The following is a 24,527-nucleotide window of genomic DNA, read 5'->3' as shown; positions in this document are numbered from 1 at the left end:
CTGTTTCCCGTGCCAGGTACCGGACGCCCGACGAGCAGGGACGTCGCCCAGGAGGCCGGGGTCTCGCAGTCCACGGTCTCCCTCGTCCTGGGCGGCAAGTGGAGCGGACGGGTCTCCCCCGCCACCGCGCAGACCGTGCGCGAGGCCGCGGGCCGCCTCGGCTACCGGCCCAACCTGGCCGCCCGCAGCCTGCGCCTGGGCACCACCCGCACCGTGCTGCTGATCGTGCCGACGCTCAGCGCGCCGTTCTTCGGCGACGTCTACCAGGGCGCCGCCAGGGTGGCCGCCGAGCACGGGTTCGGGATCGTCGCCTACCCGTGGCCGGACGACGCCGGGCCCGCCGACAGCCCGTTCGCCGCGCCGCACGAGGCGATCGACGGCATCCTGGCCTCCTCGCTCGCCACCGACGTGGCCAGCGCCTTCCGCGGCACCCCGGTGGTCATGCTCGACAGCGACCCGGCCGGCGCCGCGCCCACCGTCGTCTTCGACGTCGCGTCCGGGATGCGGGCGATCACCGCGCACCTCGCCGCGCTCGGGCACCGGCGCATCGGCCACGTCGCGGCGTCGATCGGCCAGTGGACGTTCCACGACCGCGGCGCCGCTCTCGCCGAGGCCGTCCGGGCGCTCCCCGGCGGCTCGTACGTCCGGTCGGCGGGCGATCTGGAGGTGGGCTCGGCGCGCGACGCGGCCGGGCGGCTCCTCGACCTGCCCGACCCGCCCACCGCGCTCGTCTGCGACGACGACCTGATCTCCGCCGGCGCCTACAAGGCGGCGCGGGCCCGCGGCCTCGAGGTGCCGGGCGACCTCTCGGTCACCGGGATCGACGACGTCCAGATCGCCACCGCGCTGGAGCCCGAGCTGACCACGGTCCGGCTGCCGGCCGAGGCGCTGGGCGCCCAGGGCATGACGGCCCTGCTGGAGGTGCTGGACGGTGGCACCCCGCGCCCCGGGCCGCTCCCGGGCGAGCTGGTCGTCCGCGGCTCCACCGGGCCGGCGCCGCGCACCGCCCCGTGACCCGCGCCGCGGGCGAACCCCGGTTAGGGAGCGGCCCCGCGGGCTAGAAAGGTCACATGTCCGAGATCCCATCCGAGGTCGATCCGGCCGCCCACGGACGGCTCGGCGCACGGCCGCCGCGCACCCGCGTGTGGCGCAACGGCAAGGTGGAGGTCGAGGGCTTCCCGGTCGCCGAGGTCAGCGACTACCTGGAGCAGCCCGACGCCGTCGTCTGGCTCGACCTGTGCGCGCCCGACCACGAGGCGTTCACGGTGCTCGCCGAGGAGCTCGACCTCGATCCGGTCGCCGTCGAGGACGCCGTCTCCCGCCACGAGCGCACCAAGCTCGACCGCTACAACAAGTACGCGTTCCTCAACGTCTACTCGCCCGAGTGCGCCCCCGACGGCGAGCTGGTGCTGCACGAGGTCTCGGCGTTCATCACCGAGCGCGCGCTGGTGACCGTGCGGCAGGACGCCGGCTTCGACATCGACGCGCTGATCCGCCGCTGGGACGACAGTCCCGACATCGAGCGCCCCGAGCTGGTGAGGTACGGCGTCGCCTACCTGCTCTACAACCTCCTCGACATGGTCGTCGACGCGCACCTCGACACGATCCAGACGCTCGACGCCGAGGCCGACGAGCTGGGCGACCTGGTGTTCGACGACGGATACCCGGTCCGCGACATCCAGCGGCGCAGCTTCAACCTGCGCCGCAACCTGGTGTCGCTGCGCCGGATCGCGCTGCCGATGCGCGAGCTGGTCAACACGCTGCTGCGGCGCGACCTGCAGCTCGTCGCGGCGCCGCTCGTCCCCTACTACCAGGACGTGTACGACCACACGATGCGCGTCTCGGAGTGGTCCGACAGCCTGCGCGACATGGTCGCCAACCTGCTCGACACCCGGATCGCGTTGCAGGGCAACCGGCTCAACGAGGTGATGAAGAAGGTCACCAGCTGGGCCGCCATCATCGCGGTGCCCACCGCCGTCACCGGGTTCTACGGGCAGAACGTGCCCTACCCGGGCTCGGGCGCGCACTGGGGCTTCGTCACCAGCGCCGTCATCATGGTCACCTGCAGCGTGGCGCTCTACGCCGTCTTCAAGGCCCGCGACTGGTTGTGACGCCGTCGAGCAGCGCCCGCACGTCGTCGGCCTCGCCCACGCCGAGCGCGGCGAACAGCTCCAGCGCGGCCTTCCAGCATTCGCGGGCACCGTCGGCGGCGGGGTCGCGAGCGCCGTCCGGCACAGAGTCACGGACGCCGTCCGGCATGGAGGCACGGACGCCGTCCGGCATGGAGGCGCGGGCACCGTCCGGCGCGGAGTCGCGGGCGTGCAGCGCGTGGCCGAGCGCGACCAGCGCCCGGCCCTGCTGGTACTCCTCGCCCAGCTCGCGGCCGATCGCCAGCGACTTCTCGGCGCACGCCACCGCCTCGTGCGGACGGCCGCGTTCGAGCTGGGTCTCGGCGATCCGCAGCAGCACGTACGACTCGCGGGCGCGCAGGCCCTGCGACCAGCAGATGGCGAGGGCGTCGTCGAACCTGGCCACGGCCTCGTCCAGCCGGCCCAGCTCCCGCAGCGCGATGCCGAGGACGTACAACGCGTACGCCTCCCCGGTGGCGTAGCCGGTCTCCCTGGCCAGCGCGCGGCCACGTTCGGCGGAGGCGGCGGCGCCCTCGGCGTCGCCCAGGTCCACGCGCAGGTACGCGAGGTTGGCGGTGCGCTCGATCTCACCGGCGCGGTCGCCGAGCTCGCGGCCGAGCGCCAGCGCGAGCTCGGTGTGCTCGACCGCCCGCCGCGGGTCCCGCCGGTACAGCGCGATGTGGGCGAGCAGGTCGTGGGCCGCCGCGAGCAGCACCCGGTCGTCGGTCTCCAGGCACAGGACGAGCACGCGCTCGGCATGGTCATGGGCCTCGTCCAGCCGGCTGGTGTGGGTGAGCAGCCGGCCGAACGCGTGCCGGGCCCGCGCCTCGGCCCGCACGTCGCCGCGCCGGGTCGCCTCCGCCAGGACGGCGCGGGCCGCGGGCTCGACCTCGGCCCACCGGTACCCGTCCTCCAGCAGCGGGTCCATGGCGAGCAGCAGGTCGGCCGCGGCGGCGAGCGGGCCGTCCGGGTCCTCGGCGACCTGGCGGACGACGGTGAGCAGCCCCGACAGCTCGGCCGCGGTCCAGGCCCGCGCCTCGGCCATGGTGGCGAACCCCGGCCCGCCGGGATCGTCCTCGTCATGGTCGCCGGCGTCGTGGGCGAGCGTTCCGGGGCGGACCGCCCGCAACACGCGGCACTGGGTCAGGGTCAGGTGGCCGAGCAGCCGGGTCAGCGCCGCGCGCCGTTCGGCGGCCGGGTCGTCCTCCCCGGAGACCTGCCGGGCGAACAACCACAGCAGGTCGTGGAAGCGGTACCGGCCGGCCGCGGGCGAGTCCAGCAGGCCCAGATCGACCAGGGTCTCGAGCAGGTCGTCGGCCGTCCACCGGTCGACGCCGAGCAGCGCGGCCGCGGCGGCGGGCGCGAAGGACCCGGTCTCCGGGAGCGCGAGCAGCCGGAACGCGCGCGCCTGGCCGGCGTCCAGCTGGTCGTAGCCGAGCCGGAAGGTCGCCTCCACGTCCAGGTCGCCGAGCCGCAGCTCGGGCAGCCTGCGCCGCTCGTCCTCCAGGCGGGCGGCCAGGCCGGCGACGGTCCAGCCGGGACGGGCGGCCAGCCGCGCGGCGGCGATCCGGACGGCCAGCGGCAGGTGGCCGCAGAGCGTGACCGCTCGCCGGACCGCGCGGGCCTCGCCGGCGACCCGTCCGGGCCCGGCGACGGCGGCGAACAGCGCGGCGGCCTCCGCCGGATCGGGCACGTCGAGGTCGACCAGGCGGAGCCCCGGGACGCCGGTGGGCCTGGCGCGCGAGGTCACCAGCACGGCGCATCCCGGCGAACCGGGCAGCAGCGGGCGGATCTGGGCGGCGTCGCGCGCGTTGTCGAGGACGATGAGCACCCGCGCGCCGGCGAGCCTCGTCCGGTAGAGCGCGGCACGTTCGCCCTCCGTCTCCGGAACGGCCGCGCCGGGCACGCCGAGCGCCCGCAGGAACTCGCCGAGGACGGCCGCGGGCTCGGCGGGGTGCGCGCCCGCGCCGTGCAGGTCCACGTACAGCTGGCCGCCGGGGTACGAGGCGCGCACGGCATGGCCGACGTGGACGGCCAGCGCGGTCTTGCCCACGCCGCCTATCCCGGACACGGCGGCGATGGCCGGGGCGGTGCGTTCGGCCACCGTCAGCAGCGAGGTCAGCCGCTCGATCGCGGCCGCGCGGCCGGTGAAGTCCGCGAGGTCGGCCGGAAGCGCCGCGGGCGGAGCCGGTGCTGGTGGCACGGGTGCTGGTGGCGCCGGCACGGGAGGCGGCGCCACGGCCGGGGACGGCGCGGGCTCGGCCTCGGCCTCGGCGCGCAGCACACGTTCGTGCGTCTCTCGGAGCTCCGCGCCGGGTTCGATGCCGAGTTCGCCCGCCAGCAGCCGGCGGGCCTCGGCGTACACCTCCAGCGCCTCCGCCTGGCGCCCGCACCGGTAGAGCGCGAGCATCTGGAGGGCGCGCAGGCTCTCGCGGAGCGGGTGATCGGCGGTCAGCACGGCGAGCTCGCCGACGATCTCGGCATGGCCGCCCGCGGCGAGATCGGCCTCGATCCGCGCCTCCAGCACGGCCAGCCGCCGCTCGGCGAGGCGGGCCCGCTGGGCCGCGGCGAACGGGCCGGGCAGACCGGCCAGGGCGGTGGCGCCGTCCCAGCGGTCGAGCGCCCGGCCCAGCAGCTCGCGGGCCCGGGCGAGGTCGCCCCGCTCGCGGGCGTCCCGCGCCTGCGCGGCGAGGTCCTCGAAGACCGCCGCGTCGAGATGGTGCGCCGGGACGCGCAGCGCGTACCCGTCGCCCGCCGACACCAGGAACTCGGGCCGGGTCCGGTCGCGCTCGAGCGCCAGCCGCAGCCGGGAGACGTACGTCCGCAACGTGCCGACGGCGCGCGCGGGCGGCTCGTTCCCCCACAGCGTGTCCACGAGGTGGTCGATCGGCACCGCCCGGCCGCCGTTCAGCAGCAGGACGGCGAGCAGCGCCCGCTGCTGCGGCCCGCCGAGCGCGGCCTCGGCGCCGCCCGCCCAGGCGCGCACGGGCCCGAGCACGGCGAAACGCAGCCCTTGGGCGCCCTCCGACCTGATGTCCACGATGTTGCAGTTTGCCGGATCTTCGTCGAACGTGACACCGCGGGCAGCGACTATATGCATTTCCATATCAAGGTCGGACTCATATCAATATTGGACATGACCTTCGCGTCTCTGGTCTTCTCTCCACGTCCGAGAGCACCATCCGACGATCGAGAGGCTCCCGAATGCGTTTCCCCACCCGGCGTCAGCGGACCACCGCAGGTCTCGCCGCCCTGATGACGTCCGCCCTGCTCACCAGTACCGCGGCCTGCGCGTCCGGCGCCGAGGCCCCGGCGCGGACCCAGAGCGGCGTCTCGGCCCAGACCGGCACCGTCCAGAACGGCACCGGGAACACCGCCGTACGGGTCGACGTCCGCCGCGAGATGCGCGCGCTGGAGAAGAAGTACGAGAGCCGCATCGGCGCGTTCGCCCTCGACACCGCCACCGGGAAGAGCGCCGGTTACCGCGACGGCGAACGGTTCCCGCTGGCGTCCACGTTCAAGGCGTTCGCGGCGGCGGCGCTCCAGCACAAGGCCCGCACGACCGATCCGCGCCTCCTCGACCGCGTCGTCCACTGGACCGAGGACGACATCCTCGAGAACTCCCCGGTCACCGAACTGGAGGAGAACATCAGGAACGGCATGACGTTCGCGCAGCTCTGCCATGCCGCCATCACCGTGAGCGACAACACCGCGGCCAACCTGATCCTGGACGAGATCGGCGGCCCGGCGGCGCTGACCCGCTTCTTCCGTTCCATCGGCGACCCGGTGTCGCGGCTGGACCGGACCGAGCCCGGCCTCAACCTGTGGCACCCCGGAGAGAAGCGCGACACCACCCAGCCGGCGGCCGTCGCGCGCAGCCTCCAGTCGGTCACCGTCGGCCGGGGGCTCACGGCGCCCGACCGGGCTCAGCTGATCGGCTGGCTGAAGGACACGTCCACCGGCACCGCCCGCATCAAGGCGGGCCTGCCCGAGGGCTGGACGCTCGGCCACAAGACCGGGACCGCGGGCGCGAGCAACTACGGCGCCGCGAACGACGTCGCGATCGCCTGGTCTCCCGCGTCCAGTGCCGTCCGAGGGGGGACGACCCCCCACGCCCCCCGAGGCGGCTCCGCCGCGTCTGAGGCCCCCGTCTTCATCGCCGTCTACACCAACCGCGTCGAGAACGGCCGGGAGAACGACGACGCGGCGATCGCGTCGGCCACCGCCGTGCTCATCCGGGCCCTCGGCCGTTCCTGACGCCGGGTCACAGGCCGCGCAGGAACGTCGCCGCGATGGGGGCGGCGGCCTCGGCTCCGGTGCCGCCGTCCTCCACGATGACCGCGAACGCGACGTCCCCGCGGTAGCCGATGAACCAGGCGTGGGTGGGCGGCTCGGTACCGGAGCCGAACTCGGCGGTGCCGGTCTTGCCCGCCGTCCCCGCGGGGAAGCTGACGTTCGCGGCGGTGCCCTCCTTGACCACGGCGGGCATCAGGGTGCGCAGGGCCCGCCTGACGCCGGGCTCCAGCACGTGCGGCCGCTCGGGCTTGCGCCCGCCCGCGTCCAGCGCCTGCGAGGCGAGGCCGGCGTCGACCAGCAGCGGCGACCGCCACGTGCCGCTCGCCGCGGCGGCGGCGACGCTCGCCATGTTGAGCGGGCTGGTCAGCACCTGGCCCTGGCCGAACGAGGCGGCGGCGAACGAGGTGTCGTCCTTGTTCTGGGGGAACGAGGCGCGGACCGCGGGCAGCCCGGCGATGATCGGCGCGTTGAACCCGAACTGGTCCGCCACCTGTCCCAGCCGCTTCTGGCCCAGCTTGTCGACCGCCATCCGGGCGAAGGTGGTGTTGCACGAGTGCGCGAACGCGTCGCGGAACGACACGGTGCCGAAGTCCTCGTTCTTGTAGTTCTTGAACTGCCGGCCGCCGACGTCGGTGGTCGCCGGGCAGCCGACCCGGCTCCGCGCGTCCAGGCCGTCGGCGACCAGCGCCGCCGCCGTGACCACCTTGAACGTGGAGCCCGGCGGGTAGCGGCCCATCAGCGCGCGGTTGTAGCCGCCCGGCTTGTTGGCGACGGCGAGGATCGCCCCGGTGGACGGCCGCAGCGCCACCAGCGAGGCGGGCTTGTTCACGTCCGCCATCGCCTCGCCCGCCGCCTTCTGCACCTTCGGGTCGAGCGTCGTCGCGACCGGCCGCCCGTCGGCGCCGCCGAACCGCTGCAACGTCTTGACCGCCCTGCCGTCGGCCCCCACGATCTGGACGGCGAGCGCGGGCGTCCCGGCCAGGCGCCGCTCGTACTGGCGCTGGAGGCCGTCGGTGCCGACGGTGTCACCGGCGCGGTACGGGGCGCCGAGCTTCCTGGCCGCGTCGGCGGTGGCGGGGCCGACCGGGCCGGCGAGCTGCTGGACGGAGCCGGACGGGGACGAGTCCAGTGCGCTGCCGTCGGCCGCCGTGATCCCGGCGCGCGTCGGCCAGGTGCGGGAGGCCTTGAGCCGCTGGCCCTCCTGGAGGGTCGGGTAGATGTTCTGCGGCGTCCAGTCGACGAGCCATTCGCCGTCCTGCCTGGTGAACGCCAGCATCCCGGCGTAGGTCCAGGTCCGGTCGCCCGCCAGCGTGAGCGTCGCCTCGAACGAGCCGCCGGCCGCGCCGTCCTTGGGCTTGCCGGTGGTCTTCAGCACGTACTTCTGGCGCACCACGCCCAGGTCGTCGCGCAGCTGCGTGATCCTCTTGTCGAAGTCGGCCGGCGGGCCGGCCGTCAGGCCGCGCATCGCCGCGACGTCGCCGCGCTCCCAGGCCGCGAGATAGCTCGTCGCGGTCTCCCCCGGTCCGTCGTCCCCCTTCAGGAACCACCAGGCGGCGCCTCCCCCCGCCAGCACGGCGAAGGCCGCCACCAGCGCGATGACCGCACGCGATCGGCGCATCCGTTCCCCCTTCAGATTCCCTGCACGACTACTCGGACGCCGCACAGGACACCAGCCGACCAGCAAAAAGTCCAAGATTCATATCAATGTCGGTGAGATATGCGAATTGATATAGTCGCTGGTCGTGAACCTGGTCGGCCATCTCAACTGCTTCGTCATCGTCGCCGAAGAACTGCACTTCGGGCGGGCGGCGGAGCGGCTCGGCATGGCCCAGCCACCGCTCAGCCAGCGCATCCAGCGGCTGGAGAGGGAGCTCGGCGTCCGGCTCTTCGACCGGTCCAGCCGCCGGGTGGAGCTCACCGCCGCCGGGCGGCTCCTGCTGGACGAGGCACGCGAGATCCTCACCCGCGTGGAACGGGTGCATTCTCTCGCCGAACGGGCCCGCCGGGGCGAGATCGGCACCATCCGTGCCGGGTTGCCGCCCGACCTGGGCGGCGCGGTCGTCGCCGCCCTGATCGCCGCGTTCCGCGAACGCCGCCCCGACCTGCGGCTCGACCTGCGCGAGATCTCCTCGGCCGAGCAGGTCCGCGCGCTCGGCGAGGGCACGCTGGACGCCGGCGTCGTCCGGCACCCGATCGACTCGCGCGGCCTCGGGCTCGGCCCGATGCTCGGGCAGCACGTCGGCGTCCTCCTGCCCTCCGCGGAACCGCCCTCCGCGGAGCCGCGCGGCACCGAGACGCACCTGTCCGACCTCGCCGGCCGCGAGCTCGTCGTCTTCCCACGTGAGGAGGCGCCCGGCGCGTACGACGAGCTCCTCGCGAGCTGCCGCCGGAACGGCTACGATCCGCCGGTGGTCCACGAGGCGAGGCATCCGCAGTTCGCGCTCGGCCTCGTCCTCGCCGGCACCGCGGTGGCGCTCACCGCCCGTACCTCGGACGTGGCCGGGGTGACCTGGCGGCCGCTGGCGGGCGCGCCGTTGCAGTGGCGGACGTCCTGCGCGTGGCCGGCGGCCTCCGCGGGCGAGCCCGCCGTCCGGGAGTTCGGCGAGGTCGCCACGGCCGTGCTGAAGCGGGAGGCGGGCATGGTGCCGCTCGACCGCCGCCCCGCCCGCCGCGTGGTGGCCCGCCCGGCCTCGGGGTTCCTGGCATGACAGCCCCGCACGCCCGGATCGAGGCGGCCTTCCGCGACGCCGGCGTCACCGGCTTCCTGCACGCGGTCGACCTCGGCACCGGCCGCGAGATCGACGTCCGGGCGGACGAGCCGGTCGTGCTCGCCTCGGTGTTCAAGGTGCCGCTGCTGGTGGCGTTCCACCGGCAGGCCGCGGCCGGGCTGCTCGACCCGCGCGAGCAGGTCACGCTGGGGCCCGGCGACCGCGCCGACGGGCCCACCGGCACCTCGGTGCTGCTCGACGAGGTGCGCATGTCGCTGCGCGACCTGGCCTGCTTCATGATCACCGTCAGTGACAACGCGGCCGGCGACACCCTCATGAACCGGGTCGGCCTCGACACGGTCAACGCCACCGTCGCCGCCCTCGGCCTGCGCCGCACGCACGTCGCCGGCGCCGGGAGCGACCTCTACGCGGCGATGCTCGCCGACGGCGGCGTGGAGAGCCTCGGCGAGTTGTGGGGGCTGCTCGACGAGCCCGGCGTGCTCGGCCGGCTGCGCGTGCTCGACCCCGTGCTCACCAGCCGCAGCACGCCGCGCGAGATGACCCGGCTGATGGGCCTGATCTGGCGGGACGAGGCGGCGCCGCCGGACGAGTGCGCCCAGATGCGCCGGCTGTTCGGCCTCCAGGTGTGGCCGCACCGGCTGTCGTCCGGGTTCCCCTACGACGACGTCCGGGTGAGCGGCAAGACCGGCACCCTGCCCACCATCCGCAACGAGGTCGGCGTGGTCGAGTACCCCGACGGCGGCACCTACGCCGTGGCGGTGTTCACCCGCTCGCTGCTGCCGATCGCGGTGCTGCCGCAGGCGGACGCGGTCATCGGCACCTCCGCGCGGATGGCCGTGGAGGCCCTGCGCCGCTCCCCCTGACCCCGGCGGCCGGCCGGAAAATGGGTACCCCCGGAGCCGTCCCGCTTCCTATCGTGATCGGCGGGAGGTCGTCATGGGACTGGATGCCTTCGTCCGCTGCCGCTGCTGGCAGGACGGGCTCGTCAGCGAGCCGCCGTTCCCGCGCGCCCTCATCGTCGAGGACGAGGACGGATACCTCGGCCTGTCCGTGCCGTACGAGGGCAACGAGGAGCTCGACGTCGCCTTCTACCAGTGGAAGGAGACGGGCGCGTGCCCGCACGAGGACATGGATGCCGTGTCCGTGCGGATCTCCAACTGGGGCGGCTACCGGGTCTTCCAGGAGGCGCTGCTGACCGCGGGCGCCGAGCACTTCCCCGTCCTGTGCGCCGAGCTGCCCGACGGCAACGGCGGCGCCCTGCCGCCGGAGCTGGCCCGCCGCGCCCTGGCCGAGCTGGACTTCTTCCGCTACCGGGCCGACCTGGGCGAGGAGATCAGGCTCGTCGACGAGGCGAACGAGCGGACCCTGGCCACCTATGTCGCCGGGTACGACGGCGTCTTCGTCTGGGACGGCTCCACCCGCCACCAGGCCGGCGTCGACCCGGGCGGCTTCTTCGTCCGCGGCCTGGACGAGCCGCACGAGGAGGTGTTCCGGTCGAGCCGCTTCAGCCAGGAATCGGCGGGAGAACGCCTGGTCCGCTTCAGCGACGCGCACCGCAGCGTGACGATCGCCCTGTCGGGCCCGATCAGGACCGACTCCGAGGGCGACCACCCGCGCGACCTGCGCGTGGTGAGCAGTCCGGTGACCGCCGACGACTTCGCCTACATCCTCGTTCCGCTCGACACGGTGTTCCGCGCCTCGATCGAGACCCGCAACCCGGTCCAGTGGTGCTGACCCGCACCTCCAGAGCGTCCCTGTCGGTATCGTGTGGGCGCTTGGAGGGGATTCACACATGTCTGAACGGGTGCTGGGCGGGCGGTACCGCCTCACCTCGACGCTGGGCGGCGGCGGCATGGGCACGGTGTGGATCGCCGTGGACGAGGTCCTGCGGCGCGACGTGGCGGTCAAGGAGGTCCGGCTTCCGGACGGGCTGACCGCGGACGAGCGCCGGACGATGGCCGAGCGCGCGCAACGTGAGGCGCGCGCGGCGGCGCTGATCGACCACCCGAGCGTGATCACGGTGCACGACGTGGTCGTCGAGGACGAGCGGCCCTGGATCGTGATGGAACTGGTCCAGGGCACCTCGCTCGACCGGCTCGTCCGAGAGCGCGGCCCCCTGCCGCCCGCCGAGGCGGCCCGGATCGGCCTGCACCTGCTGGACGCCCTCCAGGCGGCGCACGCGCGCGGCGTCCTGCACCGCGACGTCAAGCCCGGCAACGTGCTGCTGGCGGGCGACCGGGTGGTCCTCACCGACTTCGGCATCGCCGAGATCGAGGCCGACTCGTCCCTGACCAGCACCGGCGCCCTGGTCGGGTCGCCCGGCTACATCGCGCCCGAGCGGCTGCGGGAGGAGCGGGCGGGCCCGGAGTCCGACCTGTGGTCGCTGGGCGCGACCCTCTACGCGGCGGTCGAGGGCCGCGGGCCGTTCGAGCGCGACACCTCGATGGCCGTCCTCGGCGCCGTCCTGACCGAGGAGCCCAGGCCGCCGGCCCGTTCCGGCTCGCTGGCGCCGCTCCTCTGGTACATGCTCAACAAGGACCCGGCGGCGCGGCTCCCGGTCGACGCCACCCGCCAGGTGCTCCAGAACGTGGCGCGGGGCCGCCCGTCCGGCCTCCGCGATCCCGTCGCTCCGCCGCCCCCTCAGCCGCCCCCTCAGCCGCCTCCTCAGCCCGGCACCCAGCCGTTCCCGCCTCCCGCTCCCGGTCTCGGTCCCGCTCCGGCGGGCAGGCGGCGGGCACCGCTCCTGATCGGGGTCGCCGCCGTCACGCTCTTCGCGATCACCGGGACGACGGTCGCGGTGGCGCTCGCCCGGCAGGGCGGCGACGATCCGGCCGCCCGTCCGACCGGGACGGGCGCCGCACCGCCGGCGGGCACGCCGTCGGCCGCCCCCAGCCCGACGGCCTCGGGCACGCCGTCCGCCGCCGCGCTCGACGTGTGCACGCTGCTGACCCCCGCGCAGGTGCGGCGGCTCCTGCCCGGCGGCACGCCGGAGCGTCAGCGCCAGGCCGGCACACTGGAGTGCGGGTGGGGCGTGCAGCGGCGGGGCCTGACCGTCGCGCTGGTCCCCCGGTCCGCGAGCCAGGTGCAGCCGGAGTCTCCCGACGACGCTCGCCTGCGGTTCATGACCTCCAAGCGGGAGGACGCCGACCCGGCCACCCACTACTGGGGCTGGCCGGAGTTCGGCTTCGACCGCGTCCGCGGCCGGACGACGGTGCCGCGGAACGTCAGCGGCCTGGGCGACGAGGCCTACTCGTACGAGACCCGTGGCCTCGACGCCCCCCGGGACAAGGCGACCATCGTCTTCCGGCTCGGGTCGCGGGTCGTGGAGGTCGAATACTCCTCCTTCCGCGGCGCGGGCGGGCCTGGCGAGGCGTCGCAGGCCGCCCGCTGGGCCGCCCAGGCCCTGGCGAGCCGGGGATGAGCGGCGAACGGGTGCTGGCCGGGCGCTACCGGCTCGTACAGCGGCTGGGCCAGGGCGCCATGGGCGTGGTGTGGCGCGCCCGCGACGAGGCCCTCGGCCGCGACGTGGCCGTCAAGGAGCTGCTCCTGCCCACCGGGCTCGCCCCGGAGGCGCGGGCGACGGCGGCGCAGCGGGCCATGCGCGAGGCGCGGGCGGCGGCGCTGCTCAGGCACCCGTCGATCGTGACCGTGCACGACGTCGTCCAGGACGGCGGGCGGCCGTGCATCGTCATGGACCTGCTGCCCGGCCGCTCGCTGGACGACGTGCTGGAGCAGGACGGCCCGCTGCCGCCGGAGCGGGCCGCCGAGATCGGGCTGGACGTGCTGGCCGCGCTGCGGGCGGCGCACGAACGCGGCGTCCTGCACCGCGACGTCAAGCCCGCCAACATCTTCCTGCGCGACGACGGCCGCGCGGTGCTCACCGACTTCGGCATCGCGACGCTGGCGGGCGACGCCACGCTCACCGCGACCGGCGCGCTCATCGGATCGCCGGCCTACATGGCGCCCGAACGGGTCGGCCACACCGGCGGCGGGCCCGGCTCCGACCTCTGGTCGCTCGGCGTGACCCTGTACGTGCTGGCCGAGGGGCGCGCGCCGTTCAGCCGCGGAACGCTGATGGGCACGCTGAGCGCCGTGCTCACCGAACCGCCCGAGCCGCCGCGCCGCTCCGGGGCGCTGGGTCCGGTGCTGATGGCGCTGATGACCAAGGACCCGGCCGCGCGCCTCGACGATCAGGCCGCGCGGCGGTGGCTGAGCGCCGTGGCCGCCGGGCGGCCCGCTCCGCAGGCCCCGGCCGTCCCGCTTCCGTCCGGCCCTCCCCCGGTCGCGCACCCGCCGGGGCACACCACCCGGTCACCGGCCGAGCGCCCGACCGAGCCCGGCCTGCGGCCGCCCGGCCGGCGGCGGTGGCCCCTGGCCGCGGCCGCCTCGGCCGTCGCCGTCCTCGCGGCGGCCGTCGTGCTCGCGATCGTGCTCACCTCGAACGACGGCAACGGCGGCGGGAAGTCCCCCTCCACGGCGGGCGGGGGTTCGCCGAGCACCCCCGCCGCGGCGGGCTCGACGGCGGCCCCGGCGGCCCCCGCGACGATCCCGCCCGTCTGCACGATGCTCACCCCGGCGCAGGCCGAGCGGCTCGTGCCCGGCTTCAGGGTCACGCCGAGCGCGTCCACCGACCCGTCGACCAGGCGCCCCGGCAAGCGCTGCGGATGGGAGCCCGCGGCGGGGTCCGGGGACGACGGCGGCAAGCTGGAGGTGACGGTCGAGGGCGAGGCCCCGGGAGCCGCCGGGTCGACGCGCACCCGCTTCGCCGAGATCAGGGACACCTACGCGCCGCGCAACGCCAGTCCCGACCCGGGCCGTCCGTTCACCGACGTCAGCGGCCTGGCGGACGCGGCCTTCGCGGTGGTCGAACTCTCGACCACGCCCCAGGCCACGGTGTACTTCCGCAGCGGCGGCCTGCTGGTCACCGTCGAGTACGCCAGGCCCTCGCTCACTCCGGCCCAGGTGCGCGAGCAGGCGGTCTCGACGGCCCGCCTGATCGAGACGGCACTGAAACGATCCTCTTAGGTTGGACGCCGTGCACGAGCAAGAACGATCACCGTGGAGCGACCCGGCGTACGCGCCGCAGCCCCCCGCCCCCGCCGCACAGCCCTTCCCTGGACAGCCCGTCCCCGGACAGCCCGCCCCAGGACCGCCGGCGGGTCCCGGGCAGCCGCCAGGCTGGCCCTACGGGACGCCGCCCCCGCCACCGGGCGTCGACATCCCGAAGCCCTGGCGGCGGCTGGTCGCGCGGCTCATCGACCTCCCGCTGGCCACCGCGCTCGCGGTGACCCTGGTGGTCGCGCTGATCCAGGCGGTCCCCAAGAACGAGAACGGTGATCCCCCCGGGCTCGCGATCGCCGGGATCTTCCTGATCATCTTCAGCACCGTCTACCTCTACGAGGCGCTCCAGCTGGTCCTGTGGGGCCGCACGCTCGGCAAGCGGATCATGAAGCTGCGGGTGGCCCCGAAGGCCGCGCCCACGGCCCCGCTGTCGCCGTTCCGCGGGCTCGGCCGCGCCGCCGCCTACCCCATGTTGTTCATGGTGCTGGGCGTGCTGCCGCTGATCAGCTTCGTCAACCTGTTCAACTCGCTCTGGCTGCTCTGGGACCGGCCGCTCCGCCAGTGCCTGCACGACAAGATCGCCAACACCCTCGTCGTCGCCGACCCGGCCGGGCCCCGCCGCGCGTTCATGATCCCGGCCGTCCTGGCGACCGTCGTGATCCTGGCCGCCGGCGGCATCGGCGTGGCGGTCGCCGCCCCCGGCGGCACGCGGGCGGCCGATCCCGGCCGGGGTTCCGCCGCGGGCACGCCCCCGGTGACCCTGCCGCCCACCCCGCCGCCCACGCAGGTCCCGGGCCTGGGCGGCGTGGAGCCCGACCCCGCGATGACCACCCCGTCCGGCCCCGAGCTCACCACCATCGACGACGCCTGCGCGCTCTTCCCGAAGGAGGCGCTCGGCCGCCTCGCCCCGGGCGCGACCGGCCGTCCCGGGCGCGAGACCGAGTCCTGGCTCTGCGCCTGGAAGTCCAGCCGCGACACGGGCACGGGCAGCAGGACGCGCGTCACCCGGGAGATCTCCGCCCGGATCACGCTGAAGAAGGCCACCGGCACGCGGACGGCCACCTACCTGGCGGCCCGGGACATCGCGCGGGACCGCCGGTACGCCCAGCACCCGGAGGAGAGCCTGACCGGCGGGGGCCTCGGCCAGAAGGGCCCGGTCCGCTACCGGGACCTGCCGGGCCTCGGCGACGAGGCGTTCGTCACGTACCGCGTCCAGGAGCTCGTCGGCGAGACCGGGATCGGCAAGGTCACCGTCCGGGTCCGCAACGCCGTCGTGGAGATCACCTTCCGCGGCGGGAGCAACGGGCTGGACGAGTTCGGCGACGAGGTCTTCGCCGGGCAGCGGGCCATGCCGGAGGCCGAAGCCCGCCGCGGCGCCGAGGAACTCGCGCGCGCCGCCACCACGGCGATCCTCGCCTGTACCACCTGCACCGGCTGACCCTCCGGCCACCATCGGAACAAATGACCGGATTTGCAGTCCCTCCGGAACCGTAGGCTGTTATCCGCTTTGATCGCCTGAAGGGGAGAACGCGTGCGGCTTCCGGAGAACCTGGAGCTTCTGCTCACCGACGAGCCGGTCCTGGACGTCTACTCGTACGGTCCCTGGCGTGTGCCCGACGGGCTCTTCGAGGAGATCGGCGCCCGGATCGACGGGCTGGCCCTCGATCCGCGCTGCGCCGGGCTCACCACCGAGGAGCACAAGCTGCTGACCCTGCCCGCCTCCCTGGTGACGGCGGAGATCTTCGGCATGCTGGCGTTCCTGCCCGGCGGCGGGGCGATCAAGGCGGGCTCGTACTCGCAGCTGCCCGAGCGCCTGCTGCACAAGCACCTGGTCAATCCCGGGCCGCTCAGCACCCGGATGACCCGCTGGGACGCGCCCGGCGGGCGCTGGCGGCCCCCGATCGACTGGCTGATCGAGGCGCCCGACCGCGCGCTGGCGATCGAGCTGGCGCGCGAGTGCCTGGGCGTCCTGGAGGGCATCGAGCCGCTGGAGCAGCGCCGCAAGGCCCTGATCCGGCTGTACGACGACCCGCCCGTGCACGACGTGAACCTCCCCAAGATGGAGATGCGCGAGCTGTGGCACTGGCACGCCGACGACGAGATCCTCGCCGCGGTGCCCGAGCTGCTCGGCCCGGTCGGCTACCTGGAGTGGGTCGGCGCCGGCCTGCTCGCCGCCTACGAGCACCTGGTCAACGCCGCCCCGCGGGACGAGCCGATCTCGACGCACCTGATCCACCTGCTGCTCCAGGGCAGCATGGAGCACGTCCCGGCGGAGCTGACGGTCGCCCTCGGCGAGGAGCTCTACGGCGAGATGCAGGAACGGTTCGCCGCCGAGAAGCGCGGGTTCAAGCCGTCCGCCTGGCAGGAGAAGACCCGGTCCTGGCTCGTGCGCGCCCTGGTGGCGGGCGCGGCCGACGGATGCCGCGCCTGGCTCGACATGGCGATGCGCTTCGTGGCGACCGTCCAGGGGCTGCCCGGCGACCCCTGGTTCCCCAAGACCGAGTGGATCCCGGTCGGGCAGTTCCAGACCGACCTGCGCCGCCTGTACGCGCCGCGCCGCCGGGTGGTCAACCCGCTCACCGACACGCTCAAGGTCGACGAGAGCGCGCGCACGGCCCCGGCGTCCGGGCGCCCGGACCTGGTGACCAACCTGGTCGACCAGCCCGACCTGACCGGCGTGCTGGCCGAGCTCACCCGGGGCGGCGCCGCGTCGGTCACGTCGGAGAAGGCGCCCGTCCGGCTGCTGCTGGCGGGCCCCGACGGCACCGGCAAGCGGGACGCCGCGCAGGAGCTCGGCCGGGCGCTGGCGCTCGGCCGCGACCCGCTGTGGATCACCGGCAACCTCCTGGCCGGACAGCGGCTCTCGGACGCCGTGGCGCGGCTGCAGGCCGACGCCCGCGACTGCTCGGGCGAGCGGCTGCTCATCATCGAGGGCCTGGACGAGATCATCACCGACCCCGGCAACGGCGAGGCGCTGGCCGAGGAGCTGCACCGGCTGCTGGCCGTGCACGACGCCCTCAACGTGGTGGCGCTCTGCGACACCGCGGGCGACGAGCGCATCGCCGAGGTCAACCCGGTGCTGCCGCAGCGGTTCCGGGTCGCCCGGAGCCGCCCGTTCACCCCGGCGGGGCACGCCGAGCTGTTCCGGCGGGCGCTGCGCGCCCGCGGCGCCCGCGGCACCCGGCACGCGATCACCGCGGCCGGCGCGCTGCTCGCCGCGACGCCGCCCGTCCAGACGTTGCGCAACGCGCGCCTGGCGCCCTACCTGGCCGACCTGGTCGTGGCGTCCGCGCGGGCCCGCGCGGACGACGGCGCCGAGCCGGCCGAGTCCGCCGAGATCGTGATCGGCAAGGGCGACCTCCCGCAGGTCCTCCACCTGTCCGGCGGCCCCGGCGACCCGCGGGCCGAGCTGCACGAGCTGCCCGGCCTGGAGACGGTCAAGCACGAGCTCGGCCTGGTCGTGGCCACCGCGCGCGCCACCCAGCTGCGCCGCGACTCCGGCCTCAAGGTGAGCACGCCGACCCGGCACATGGTGTTCACCGGCAACCCGGGCACCGGCAAGACCATGGTGGCGCGGCTGCTCGGCCAGATCTTCAAGCGGCTGGGCATCCTGTCGTCCGGACACCTGGTCGAGGCGTCGCGCGCCCACCTGGTCGGCGAGTACATCGGCCAGACCGCGCCGCGCACCCGCCGCCTGGTCGAACGTGCGCTCGGCGGGGTGCTCTTCATCGACGAGGCCTACACGCTGACGCAGTCGCCGCTCAAGAGCGACTACGGCCATGAGGCGATCGCCGAGCTGGTCAAGCTGATGGAGGACCACCGCGACGACCTGATCGTCATCGTCGCCGGCTACGAGCAGCAGATGGCCGAGTTCCTGGCCGCCAACCCGGGGCTCGACTCGCGGTTCCCCAAGCAGCTGCACTTCCCCGACTACTCCGACGACGAGCTGGTCGCGGTCTTCGAACGGCTCGCCGACGCGGACGGCTTCCGGCTCGGTCCCGGCACCTCCGAGCTGCTGCGTTCGATGTTGTCCCGCGTTCCGCGCGGCCCGTCGTTCGGCAACGGCCGCCTGATGCGCAACCTGCTCGACCTCTCGGTCGCCAACCAGGCGCAGCGGCTGGCCACCACCCGGCGCAAGCCGGGCAGGAAGGGCCTGGTCACGATCACCGCCGACGACCTGCCGCCGCTGTGGGAGCAGCCCGAGGAGCTCATCGGCCTCTACCTCTGACCCTGCCGCCGCGTTCTCCCGCCCCTGTACCGGCGGCACCGTCCGGAGCGAGACTGGCCCCATGGGCGACGACGCGGAGACGCGGCGGCTCCTCGCCGCGTTGCGCGGGATCGCCGCGCGGGAGACGGCGCGGCTGCGCGACGGCACCCTGCCGTGGACGTGGTGGCTCGACCACGCCTCCCGGTACGGCAGGTACGGGTTCACCGGCACGCTGCTGATCGCGGCCCAGTGGCGGGCCGCGACCGACGTGCGCTCGTACGAGGCGTGGCGGGACGCGGGCCGCCAGGTTCGCAAGGGCGAGGCCGGGATCCGGATCATCGGCGCGGACGGCCGGTTGCGCGCCGTGTTCGACCTCGGGCAGACCGACGGGCTGCCGCTCGGGCCCGCGCCGGCGGCGACGGCGGCCGAGGTCTGGGAACGGCTGTGCGACGTGGCGGCGCGGCTGGGCTTCGCCACCGCCCCCGGCACCGACGTCGTCACGCTGGCCCACCAACTGGCGCACGTCCTGCGGCGCGGCGACCGTCCCGACCCGCCCGGCCTGTCCGGCTGCCGGGGCGTCCGGAGGGTGGAGGCCGACTCCGTCGCCTACCTCGTGCTCACCGGCCTGGGCCTGGACCCGCCGCCGATGAACTTCCCGGAGGTCGCGAGCTGGGCGGGGCCGGACGTGGGCGACCGGGTCCTGCGGCTCGCCCACCGCCTGCACGACCGGGCGTCCGACCGTTCACCCGACCTGATGCGGGCGGCGCAGCGGTTCTTCCGCTCGTGCCTGGACCGCGGCTGGGCGCCGGGTTACCTGGCCGATCGCGGCTTCACCGCGGGCGTCCAGCGGCGGTGGCGGATCGGCTACGCCCCCGACGGCGGGCAGGCCCTCGTCGCGCGGCTGCGGGCGCTCGGGCACCCGGACGACGCGATCGTCGGGGCCGGGCTGGCCCGGCGCGCACCTTCCGGCGATCTCTACGACACCTTCCGCGACCGGGCGATGTTCGCGATCCGGTCCGCCGACGGCTCGCTGGCGGGCTTCATCGGCCGCCGGGCGGACAGCGCGGGCGGGCCCAAGTACCTCAACAGCCCCGCCACCGAACGTTTCCACAAGGGCGAACTGCTGTACGGGCTGCACGAGACCCGGGACCGCCTCGCCCGCGGCGCCCGCGCCGTCCTGGTGGAGGGACCCCTCGACGCGATCGCGATCAACGTGGCCGCGCCGGACGCGTACGCCGCCGTGGCGACCTGCGGCGCCGCGCTGAGCTCGGCGCAGGTCGCCGCCCTGGGCGGGATCGCCGACCTGGACTCGGCCGGGCTGCTCGTCGCCCTCGACGACGACCCGGCCGGACGGGCGGGCAGCCACCGCGCCTGGCGCACCCTGGCCGAGGCGGGGGTGCGCGGCCCTGTCGGCATGGTGTCGTTCGGCGCCGGGCAGGACCCGGCCGGGCTCCTCCAGGAAGGGGGCCGGAGCGCCGTCCGCCGCGCGCTCGCCGCCGAGCGGCCGCTGGCCGACCTCGTCCTCGACGCCGCCATCGAACGGTCCGGAGGCACGCTCGGGACCCCGGAGGCGCGCCTCATGGCCGTGCGCGCGGCGGTCCGCGTCATCGCCGCGTCCGGCGGCGCGGCCGACGCCGCCCGTCAGGTGGCACGGGTCGCCGACCGCACCGGAGTCGGCGCCGCCACGGTCACCGAAGCCCTCACCGACGCCGTCCGGAACGGCGCCGATCACAGAAAGTGACCACCCGGTCGCCGTTCGTCGCAACCCAGTGACCGCTCATCGACCGCGGCGCCGGAGCGCTCAACCTACTCGGGAGTACCCGGTTAGCGTCAACGCACCCTGTGGAGACGCCGGACGGGCAGGTGGGGGGCAGGAGCGGCTGGGGGGCCGCTCCTGAAGCCGGCGGCGATCCACTGCACTGGGCGGGAGGAGACTCCCGGCGGCCGGTACGAAGGCGCGCACCGGCCGCCGCGGAGCTCCTCCCGCCCAGGGGGTTCGTCCTGAGGTCGGATATGACGGTCGTCACGGAGGACGATTTCCAGGATGTCGGGATCGCCGCGACGATCGCGGTCGTTGTAACGGTCATGAGCCTGCGGTCGCCGCAGGACGAACCACCGACCGTGCCGACGCCCACAGGAGGCCACGTGAGCTCGACCACCGAGATCGACCCGGTTCCGGCCGACGCGCCGCCGCGGCGCCATCCCGGGATCGCGCTCCTGCGCAAGGTCGCCGTCGGCGTAGCGGGCATCGCTCTCATCGGCGCGGGCGTCGCCATGCTCGTCCTGCCCGGCCCCGGCATCCTCGCGATCTTCGCCGGCCTGGCCGTCCTCTCCACCGAGTTCAAGGCCGCCAAGCGAGTGAACGACTGGGCCCGAGCCCGCTTCCACGAACAATGGACCAAGGTCCGCTCCCGCGCAGGCAAGAGCAAACCCGACCACTAGACCCGGGGCGAGGTCGACGACCGGATCCCGCCCGCGGTGGCCGCCAGGTGCCAGAATGTCCGGCAATGACCTTCGACCGCCTTGAGCGCGCGCTGGCGTCCCTGCGGGGACTCGCGGTGGGCGACGCGCTCGGCTCCCAGTTCTTCGTTCCCGCCAACCGCCCCCTCCTCGACTCCCGTTCGACGCCTCCCGCGCCATGGCAGTGGACGGACGACACCGAGATGGCCTGCGTCCTCGTCCTGGAGCTGGCCGATGGCACGATCGACCAGGACCGGCTCGTCGCGCGGTTCGCGCGGCACCACGACTTCGACCGCGGCTACGGGCCGTCCACCAACCGTTTCCTGCGGCTCGTGCGGGAGGGCGCCGACTGGCGCGAGGAGCTGTCGGCGCTCTTCGACGGCAAGGGCTCCTGGGGCAACGGCGCGGCGATGCGCGTCGCGCCGCTCGGCGCGTACCACGCGGGCGACCCCGGGCGGGCGGCCGCGGAGGCCGAGCGGTCCGCGACGGTCACCCACACCCACCCCGAGGCCGTCGCCGGCGCGGTGGCGGTCGCCGTGGCGGCGTCAGTGATCGCCGCCGGTCTCCGGGCGCCGGGCCAGATCATGGACGCGGTCCTGGAACGGGTGGCGGAGAGCCGGGTCCGCGACGGCGTCCTGCGGGCCAGGCGCCTCCTCACTCTCGGCGACCCGCGCGCGGTGGCCGCGGAGCTGGGCAACGGCCGCGCCGTGAGCGCCCAGGACACGGTCCCGTTCACGCTGTGGGCCGCGTGCAAGCACCTGGGCCGCTTCGAGGAGGCGTTCTGGGCGACCGCGGCGGCCGGCGGAGACGTCGACACCACCTGCGCGATCGTCGGCGGAATGGTCGCCGCCGGGATGGAGACCGGGGACCTGCCGGACGGATGGGCGCGCGCCACCGAGGACCTTCCTTCGTGGCTGACGGAGCCGCCGCGGACGTCCTGAGGAGCCGGGGCGGTTCATTGGGGTTGGGCTTGGGTGGCCAGGGCGCTCAGGAGGTGCTCGGCCTCGGCTTCCACGGCGGGGAGGGCGGCGGCGGGGTCGCCGGAGCGGGCCAGGAGCATGCCGGCCTCGCACAGGGCACCGAAGATCATCTGGGTGCGGGCGGCGAGGTCGCCGGCCACGATCCGGCCGTCGTCGGCCGCGGCGCGCATTCCCTCGGCGAGCACGCGCAGGGTGTGGTCGTACTCGATCGCGCGGACGCCGTCCCAGCCGAGCACGGCGGGGCCGTCCAGCAGCACGACCTGCCGGAACGCCGGGTCGGTGCACCGTTCGAGGAACGCCCGGACGCCGTAACGCAGCGCGGTCCAGGAGTCGGGGGCGGCGAGGGCGACCCGTTCGAGTCCGGCGGCGATCTCCTCCTGCTCGCGCACGAAGACCGCGCGGAAGAGGTCGGCCTTGCCCTTGAAGTGGTGGTAGGCCGCGCCCTTGGTGACGCCCGCCGCGGCGGCGACCGCGTCGATCGAGGTGGTGGTGTAACCGTCCCGGCCGAACAGCAGCCGGGCCGCGGAGATCAGCCGGGTCGTCGTCGTGTCCGAACGTTCGGCCTGACTGCGGCGTGCCACGTCCCTGTCCCCCATCTCCGGCCATGCACTCTGACCTGCGCGTTTTCGAACACTTTCGAACACTCACGTACGGGACCCTTGACGGACATACTTCGAGTATGTAATTTCTCACATTAGTTACATACTTCAAGTATGAAAGCGGGCCGGCCATGACCACGCCGCTCATCGCCGTCTACGGAGCGTACGGCCACACCGGACGCCTGGTCGCGGCGGAGCTCCGCTCCCGGAACCAGAACGCCGTCCTCGCCGGCCGCGACGCCGAGGCCCTCCGCCGGATGGGGGCCGAGCTCGGCTATCCCGTCTTCCCCGCCGCCGTCGACGACCCGGCCGCGCTGCGCGACCTCGCCCAGCAGGCGGACGTGCTCATCCACTGCGCCGGGCCGTTCAGCGTGACCGGCGGGCCGCTGGCCACCGCCGCCGTCGAGACCGGCTGCCACTACGTCGACCACGCCGTGGAGTCGCACCACGTCCGGCACCTCTTCGAGGAGTACGACGGGCCCGCGCAGGAGGCCGGGATCGCGATGGTGCCGGGGATGAGCTTCTACGGAGGCCTCGGCGACCTGCTCGCCGCCACCGTCAGCGAGGGCCTGCACGGCATCGAGAGGCTCACCACCGCCTACGCGGTGAACGGCTGGCGCATGACCACCGGGGCGAAGGCGACCGCGGCCCAGCTCTTCGCCGAGACCGAGCGCATCACCTTCACCGACGGCGAGTTCCACATCGGCTACGTGGAGCCGCGCAACGTCGTCTACCCGTTCCCGCCGCCGATCGGGCCGCGCACGATGATCGCGCCGTTCCCGTCCTGCGAGATCGTGATGATCCCGCGGCACGTGCCGGCCCGGACGGTCGAGGCGCTGCTCACCGCCGAGACGTTCACCGAGGAGCAGGTGTTCGTCAGCGAGCACGTCGGCCCGGACGAGCGGGCGCGCAGCCGGTTCACCGTCGCGGCCCAGGCCATCGCCGCGCACGGCAGCCGCGCCGCCCACCTCACCGGCACCGACCTCTGGCGCGCGGGCGCCCTGGCGTCGGTCGAGGGCGCGCTGCGCCTGCTCGAGGTCCCGGCCAAGACGGGCGTGCTCAGCCCGGCCGAGGCGTTCGCCCCCGAACCACTGCTCCGCACGCTCGAGCGCCTCGGCGCCTTCACGATCGGCTGAGGCCGGGAGGGACAGGGAGATGGATCCCGTACTCGTCACCGGGGCCGCCGGCGGTTCGCAGGGATCGACCGGGCGGCTCGTCGCCCAGGCCCTGCTGGAGCGCGGCCACGCGGTGCGCGCGTTCGTCCGCGCCGACGACGACCGCGCCGCCCGGCTGCGCGCGCTCGGCGCCGAGGTCGTCGTGGGCGACCTCCGCGAGATCGCCGACGTGCTGCCCGCGTTCGGCGGCGTGCGCCGGGCGTTCTTCACCTACCCGGTGACCGAGGGGCTCCTGGAGGCCGCCGCCGCCTTCGCCGCGGCGGCCCGGCGGGCGGGCGTGGAACGGCTCGTGGAGGTGTCCCAGCTCGCCGCCGAGCCCGACGCGAACACGCACCGCATGCGCCAGCACTGGCTGGCCGAGCAGGTCTTCGACGGGGCCGGCGTCGGCGCCGTGCACCTGCGCGCCGCGGTGTTCTTCGAGAACCTCGACGTGCTGATCCGGCTGAGCGGGCGGAACGTGCTCGCGGCCCCGCTCGGCGACCCCGGCACGCTCGTCCCGCTCGTCGCCGGCGCGGACGTCGCCCGGGTCGCGGCCGGCCTCCTGGACGACCCCGCGCTGAAGCCCGATCCGGTCTGCCGGCTCACCGGCGAGATGCTGACGGCGGGCGAGGCCGCGGCGGCCTTCGGCGTCCCGTACGTCGACGTCCCGCCGGACGAGTGGCACCGCGACGCCCTGCGCGCGTACGGCGATCCCGACACCGTGCGGCACCTGTCGAAGTTGTGGGAGATCTTCCGCTTCCTCGGCCCGAACGACCATCCGCTCTACCGCGTGACCCCGGCGATCGAGGAGTACGGCGGCCGCCCGCCGCTGACGCTCCGTGCGTACGCCTCGTCTCGCTGACAGGCGATCGGCCGCGTTCTAAGCTGATCTCCCCGTGGAACGTGTCGGTA

18 protein-coding genes are annotated in these 24,527 nt (G+C 74.7%); 15 read left to right on the top strand and 3 right to left on the bottom strand.

Going from position 1 to position 24,527, the window contains the following annotated elements; all coding sequences use genetic code 11:
• The first annotated feature begins 9 nt into the window (after positions 1–9).
• Positions 10–1,014, top strand: a complete 1,005-nt coding sequence (locus ABZ810_RS21665; RefSeq protein WP_358405689.1) for a LacI family DNA-binding transcriptional regulator — start codon at positions 10–12, stop codon at positions 1,012–1,014.
• 56 nt (positions 1,015–1,070) lie between these two features.
• Positions 1,071–2,111 (top strand): magnesium transporter CorA family protein, encoded by a 1,041-nt coding sequence (locus tag ABZ810_RS21660; protein WP_358405688.1) that lies wholly within the window; start codon positions 1,071–1,073, stop codon positions 2,109–2,111.
• On the opposite strand, the gene ABZ810_RS21655 is transcribed toward ABZ810_RS21660, so the two are convergent.
• The gene (locus ABZ810_RS21655; protein WP_358405685.1) at positions 2,089–5,169 is read right to left on the bottom strand and encodes a BTAD domain-containing putative transcriptional regulator; all 3,081 of its coding nucleotides are present in this window, start codon (positions 5,167–5,169) and stop codon (positions 2,089–2,091) included. The genes ABZ810_RS21660 and ABZ810_RS21655 overlap by 23 nt on opposite strands.
• 164 nt (positions 5,170–5,333) lie before the next feature.
• On the opposite strand from ABZ810_RS21655, the gene bla reads away from it, so the two are divergent.
• Complete coding sequence (gene bla / locus ABZ810_RS21650; protein ID WP_358405684.1) at positions 5,334–6,386, top strand: class A beta-lactamase; 1,053 nt, start codon at positions 5,334–5,336, stop codon at positions 6,384–6,386.
• A gap of 7 nt (positions 6,387–6,393) precedes the next feature.
• On the opposite strand, the gene ABZ810_RS21645 is transcribed toward bla, so the two are convergent.
• Entirely contained in the window at positions 6,394–8,043 is a 1,650-nt protein-coding gene (locus tag ABZ810_RS21645) for a penicillin-binding transpeptidase domain-containing protein (RefSeq protein ID WP_358405682.1), read from the bottom strand.
• Positions 8,044–8,167: 124 nt separating this feature from the next.
• On the opposite strand from ABZ810_RS21645, the gene ABZ810_RS21640 reads away from it, so the two are divergent.
• The 10 genes from ABZ810_RS21640 (at position 8,168) to ABZ810_RS21595 (ending at position 21,823) form a co-directional block, all read left to right on the top strand.
• Positions 8,168–9,133 carry a LysR substrate-binding domain-containing protein gene (locus tag ABZ810_RS21640; protein ID WP_358405680.1) on the top strand — a complete coding sequence of 322 codons (966 nt, stop codon included), beginning with the start codon at positions 8,168–8,170 and terminating at the stop codon, positions 9,131–9,133.
• Positions 9,130–10,017: a serine hydrolase gene (locus ABZ810_RS21635; RefSeq protein WP_358405678.1), complete on the top strand. Its 888-nt coding sequence runs from the start codon at positions 9,130–9,132 to the stop codon at positions 10,015–10,017. The genes ABZ810_RS21640 and ABZ810_RS21635 overlap by 4 nt, the downstream gene beginning before the upstream one ends.
• A 73-nt stretch (positions 10,018–10,090) precedes the next feature.
• Complete coding sequence (locus ABZ810_RS21630) at positions 10,091–10,888, top strand: hypothetical protein (RefSeq protein WP_358405677.1); 798 nt, start codon at positions 10,091–10,093, stop codon at positions 10,886–10,888.
• A 58-nt stretch (positions 10,889–10,946) separates the two neighbouring features.
• Positions 10,947–12,575 carry a protein kinase gene (locus ABZ810_RS21625; RefSeq protein WP_358405674.1) on the top strand — a complete coding sequence of 543 codons (1,629 nt, stop codon included), beginning with the start codon at positions 10,947–10,949 and terminating at the stop codon, positions 12,573–12,575.
• The gene (locus ABZ810_RS21620; RefSeq protein ID WP_358405671.1) at positions 12,572–14,179 is read left to right on the top strand and encodes a serine/threonine-protein kinase; all 1,608 of its coding nucleotides are present in this window, start codon (positions 12,572–12,574) and stop codon (positions 14,177–14,179) included. The genes ABZ810_RS21625 and ABZ810_RS21620 overlap by 4 nt, the downstream gene beginning before the upstream one ends.
• Positions 14,180–14,189: 10 nt before the next feature.
• On the top strand, positions 14,190–15,653 hold the full coding sequence (locus ABZ810_RS21615) for an RDD family protein (protein ID WP_358405670.1): 1,464 nt from the start codon (positions 14,190–14,192) through the stop codon (positions 15,651–15,653).
• A gap of 93 nt (positions 15,654–15,746) precedes the next feature.
• A complete protein-coding gene (locus ABZ810_RS21610; protein ID WP_358405668.1) occupies positions 15,747–18,443 on the top strand; it encodes an AAA family ATPase in 2,697 nt (898 codons plus the stop codon).
• Positions 18,444–18,504: 61 nt separating this feature from the next.
• Positions 18,505–20,163: a toprim domain-containing protein gene (locus ABZ810_RS21605; RefSeq protein ID WP_358405667.1), complete on the top strand. Its 1,659-nt coding sequence runs from the start codon at positions 18,505–18,507 to the stop codon at positions 20,161–20,163.
• Between the two features lie 404 nt (positions 20,164–20,567).
• A complete protein-coding gene (locus ABZ810_RS21600; RefSeq protein ID WP_358405665.1) occupies positions 20,568–20,864 on the top strand; it encodes a PGPGW domain-containing protein in 297 nt (98 codons plus the stop codon).
• Positions 20,865–20,929: 65 nt separating this feature from the next.
• Complete coding sequence (locus tag ABZ810_RS21595) at positions 20,930–21,823, top strand: ADP-ribosylglycohydrolase family protein (RefSeq protein WP_358405663.1); 894 nt, start codon at positions 20,930–20,932, stop codon at positions 21,821–21,823.
• A gap of 14 nt (positions 21,824–21,837) precedes the next feature.
• Here ABZ810_RS21595 and ABZ810_RS21590 read toward each other — a convergent pair whose 3' ends face one another.
• Positions 21,838–22,443 carry a TetR/AcrR family transcriptional regulator gene (locus ABZ810_RS21590; protein WP_358405661.1) on the bottom strand — a complete coding sequence of 202 codons (606 nt, stop codon included), beginning with the start codon at positions 22,441–22,443 and terminating at the stop codon, positions 21,838–21,840.
• A 149-nt stretch (positions 22,444–22,592) separates the two neighbouring features.
• On the opposite strand from ABZ810_RS21590, the gene ABZ810_RS21585 reads away from it, so the two are divergent.
• The gene (locus ABZ810_RS21585; RefSeq protein ID WP_358405659.1) at positions 22,593–23,597 is read left to right on the top strand and encodes a saccharopine dehydrogenase NADP-binding domain-containing protein; all 1,005 of its coding nucleotides are present in this window, start codon (positions 22,593–22,595) and stop codon (positions 23,595–23,597) included.
• Between the two features lie 19 nt (positions 23,598–23,616).
• A complete protein-coding gene (locus tag ABZ810_RS21580; RefSeq protein WP_358405656.1) occupies positions 23,617–24,477 on the top strand; it encodes an NAD(P)H-binding protein in 861 nt (286 codons plus the stop codon).
• The last annotated feature ends 50 nt before the right edge of the window (positions 24,478–24,527 follow it).

The sequence above is a fragment of the Spirillospora sp. NPDC047279 genome, assembly GCF_040643285.1.
Lineage (GTDB): Bacteria > Actinomycetota > Actinomycetes > Streptosporangiales > Streptosporangiaceae > Spirillospora.
The sequence above is the reverse complement of the archived record's forward strand: the minus strand, read 5'-3'. Positions and strand labels throughout refer to the sequence as shown.

Coding starts and splice junctions, on each gene's coding strand:
- ABZ810_RS21660 (WP_358405688.1), top strand. CDS start 1,071: ATGTCCGAGATCCCATCCGAGGTCGATCCGGCCGCCCACGGACGGCTC.
- bla (WP_358405684.1), top strand. CDS start 5,334: ATGCGTTTCCCCACCCGGCGTCAGCGGACCACCGCAGGTCTCGCCGCC.
- ABZ810_RS21645 (WP_358405682.1), bottom strand. CDS start 8,043: ATGCGCCGATCGCGTGCGGTCATCGCGCTGGTGGCGGCCTTCGCCGTG.
- ABZ810_RS21635 (WP_358405678.1), top strand. CDS start 9,130: ATGACAGCCCCGCACGCCCGGATCGAGGCGGCCTTCCGCGACGCCGGC.
- ABZ810_RS21630 (WP_358405677.1), top strand. CDS start 10,091: ATGGGACTGGATGCCTTCGTCCGCTGCCGCTGCTGGCAGGACGGGCTC.
- ABZ810_RS21625 (WP_358405674.1), top strand. CDS start 10,947: ATGTCTGAACGGGTGCTGGGCGGGCGGTACCGCCTCACCTCGACGCTG.
- ABZ810_RS21620 (WP_358405671.1), top strand. CDS start 12,572: ATGAGCGGCGAACGGGTGCTGGCCGGGCGCTACCGGCTCGTACAGCGG.
- ABZ810_RS21605 (WP_358405667.1), top strand. CDS start 18,505: ATGGGCGACGACGCGGAGACGCGGCGGCTCCTCGCCGCGTTGCGCGGG.
- ABZ810_RS21595 (WP_358405663.1), top strand. CDS start 20,930: ATGACCTTCGACCGCCTTGAGCGCGCGCTGGCGTCCCTGCGGGGACTC.
- ABZ810_RS21585 (WP_358405659.1), top strand. CDS start 22,593: ATGACCACGCCGCTCATCGCCGTCTACGGAGCGTACGGCCACACCGGA.
- ABZ810_RS21580 (WP_358405656.1), top strand. CDS start 23,617: ATGGATCCCGTACTCGTCACCGGGGCCGCCGGCGGTTCGCAGGGATCG.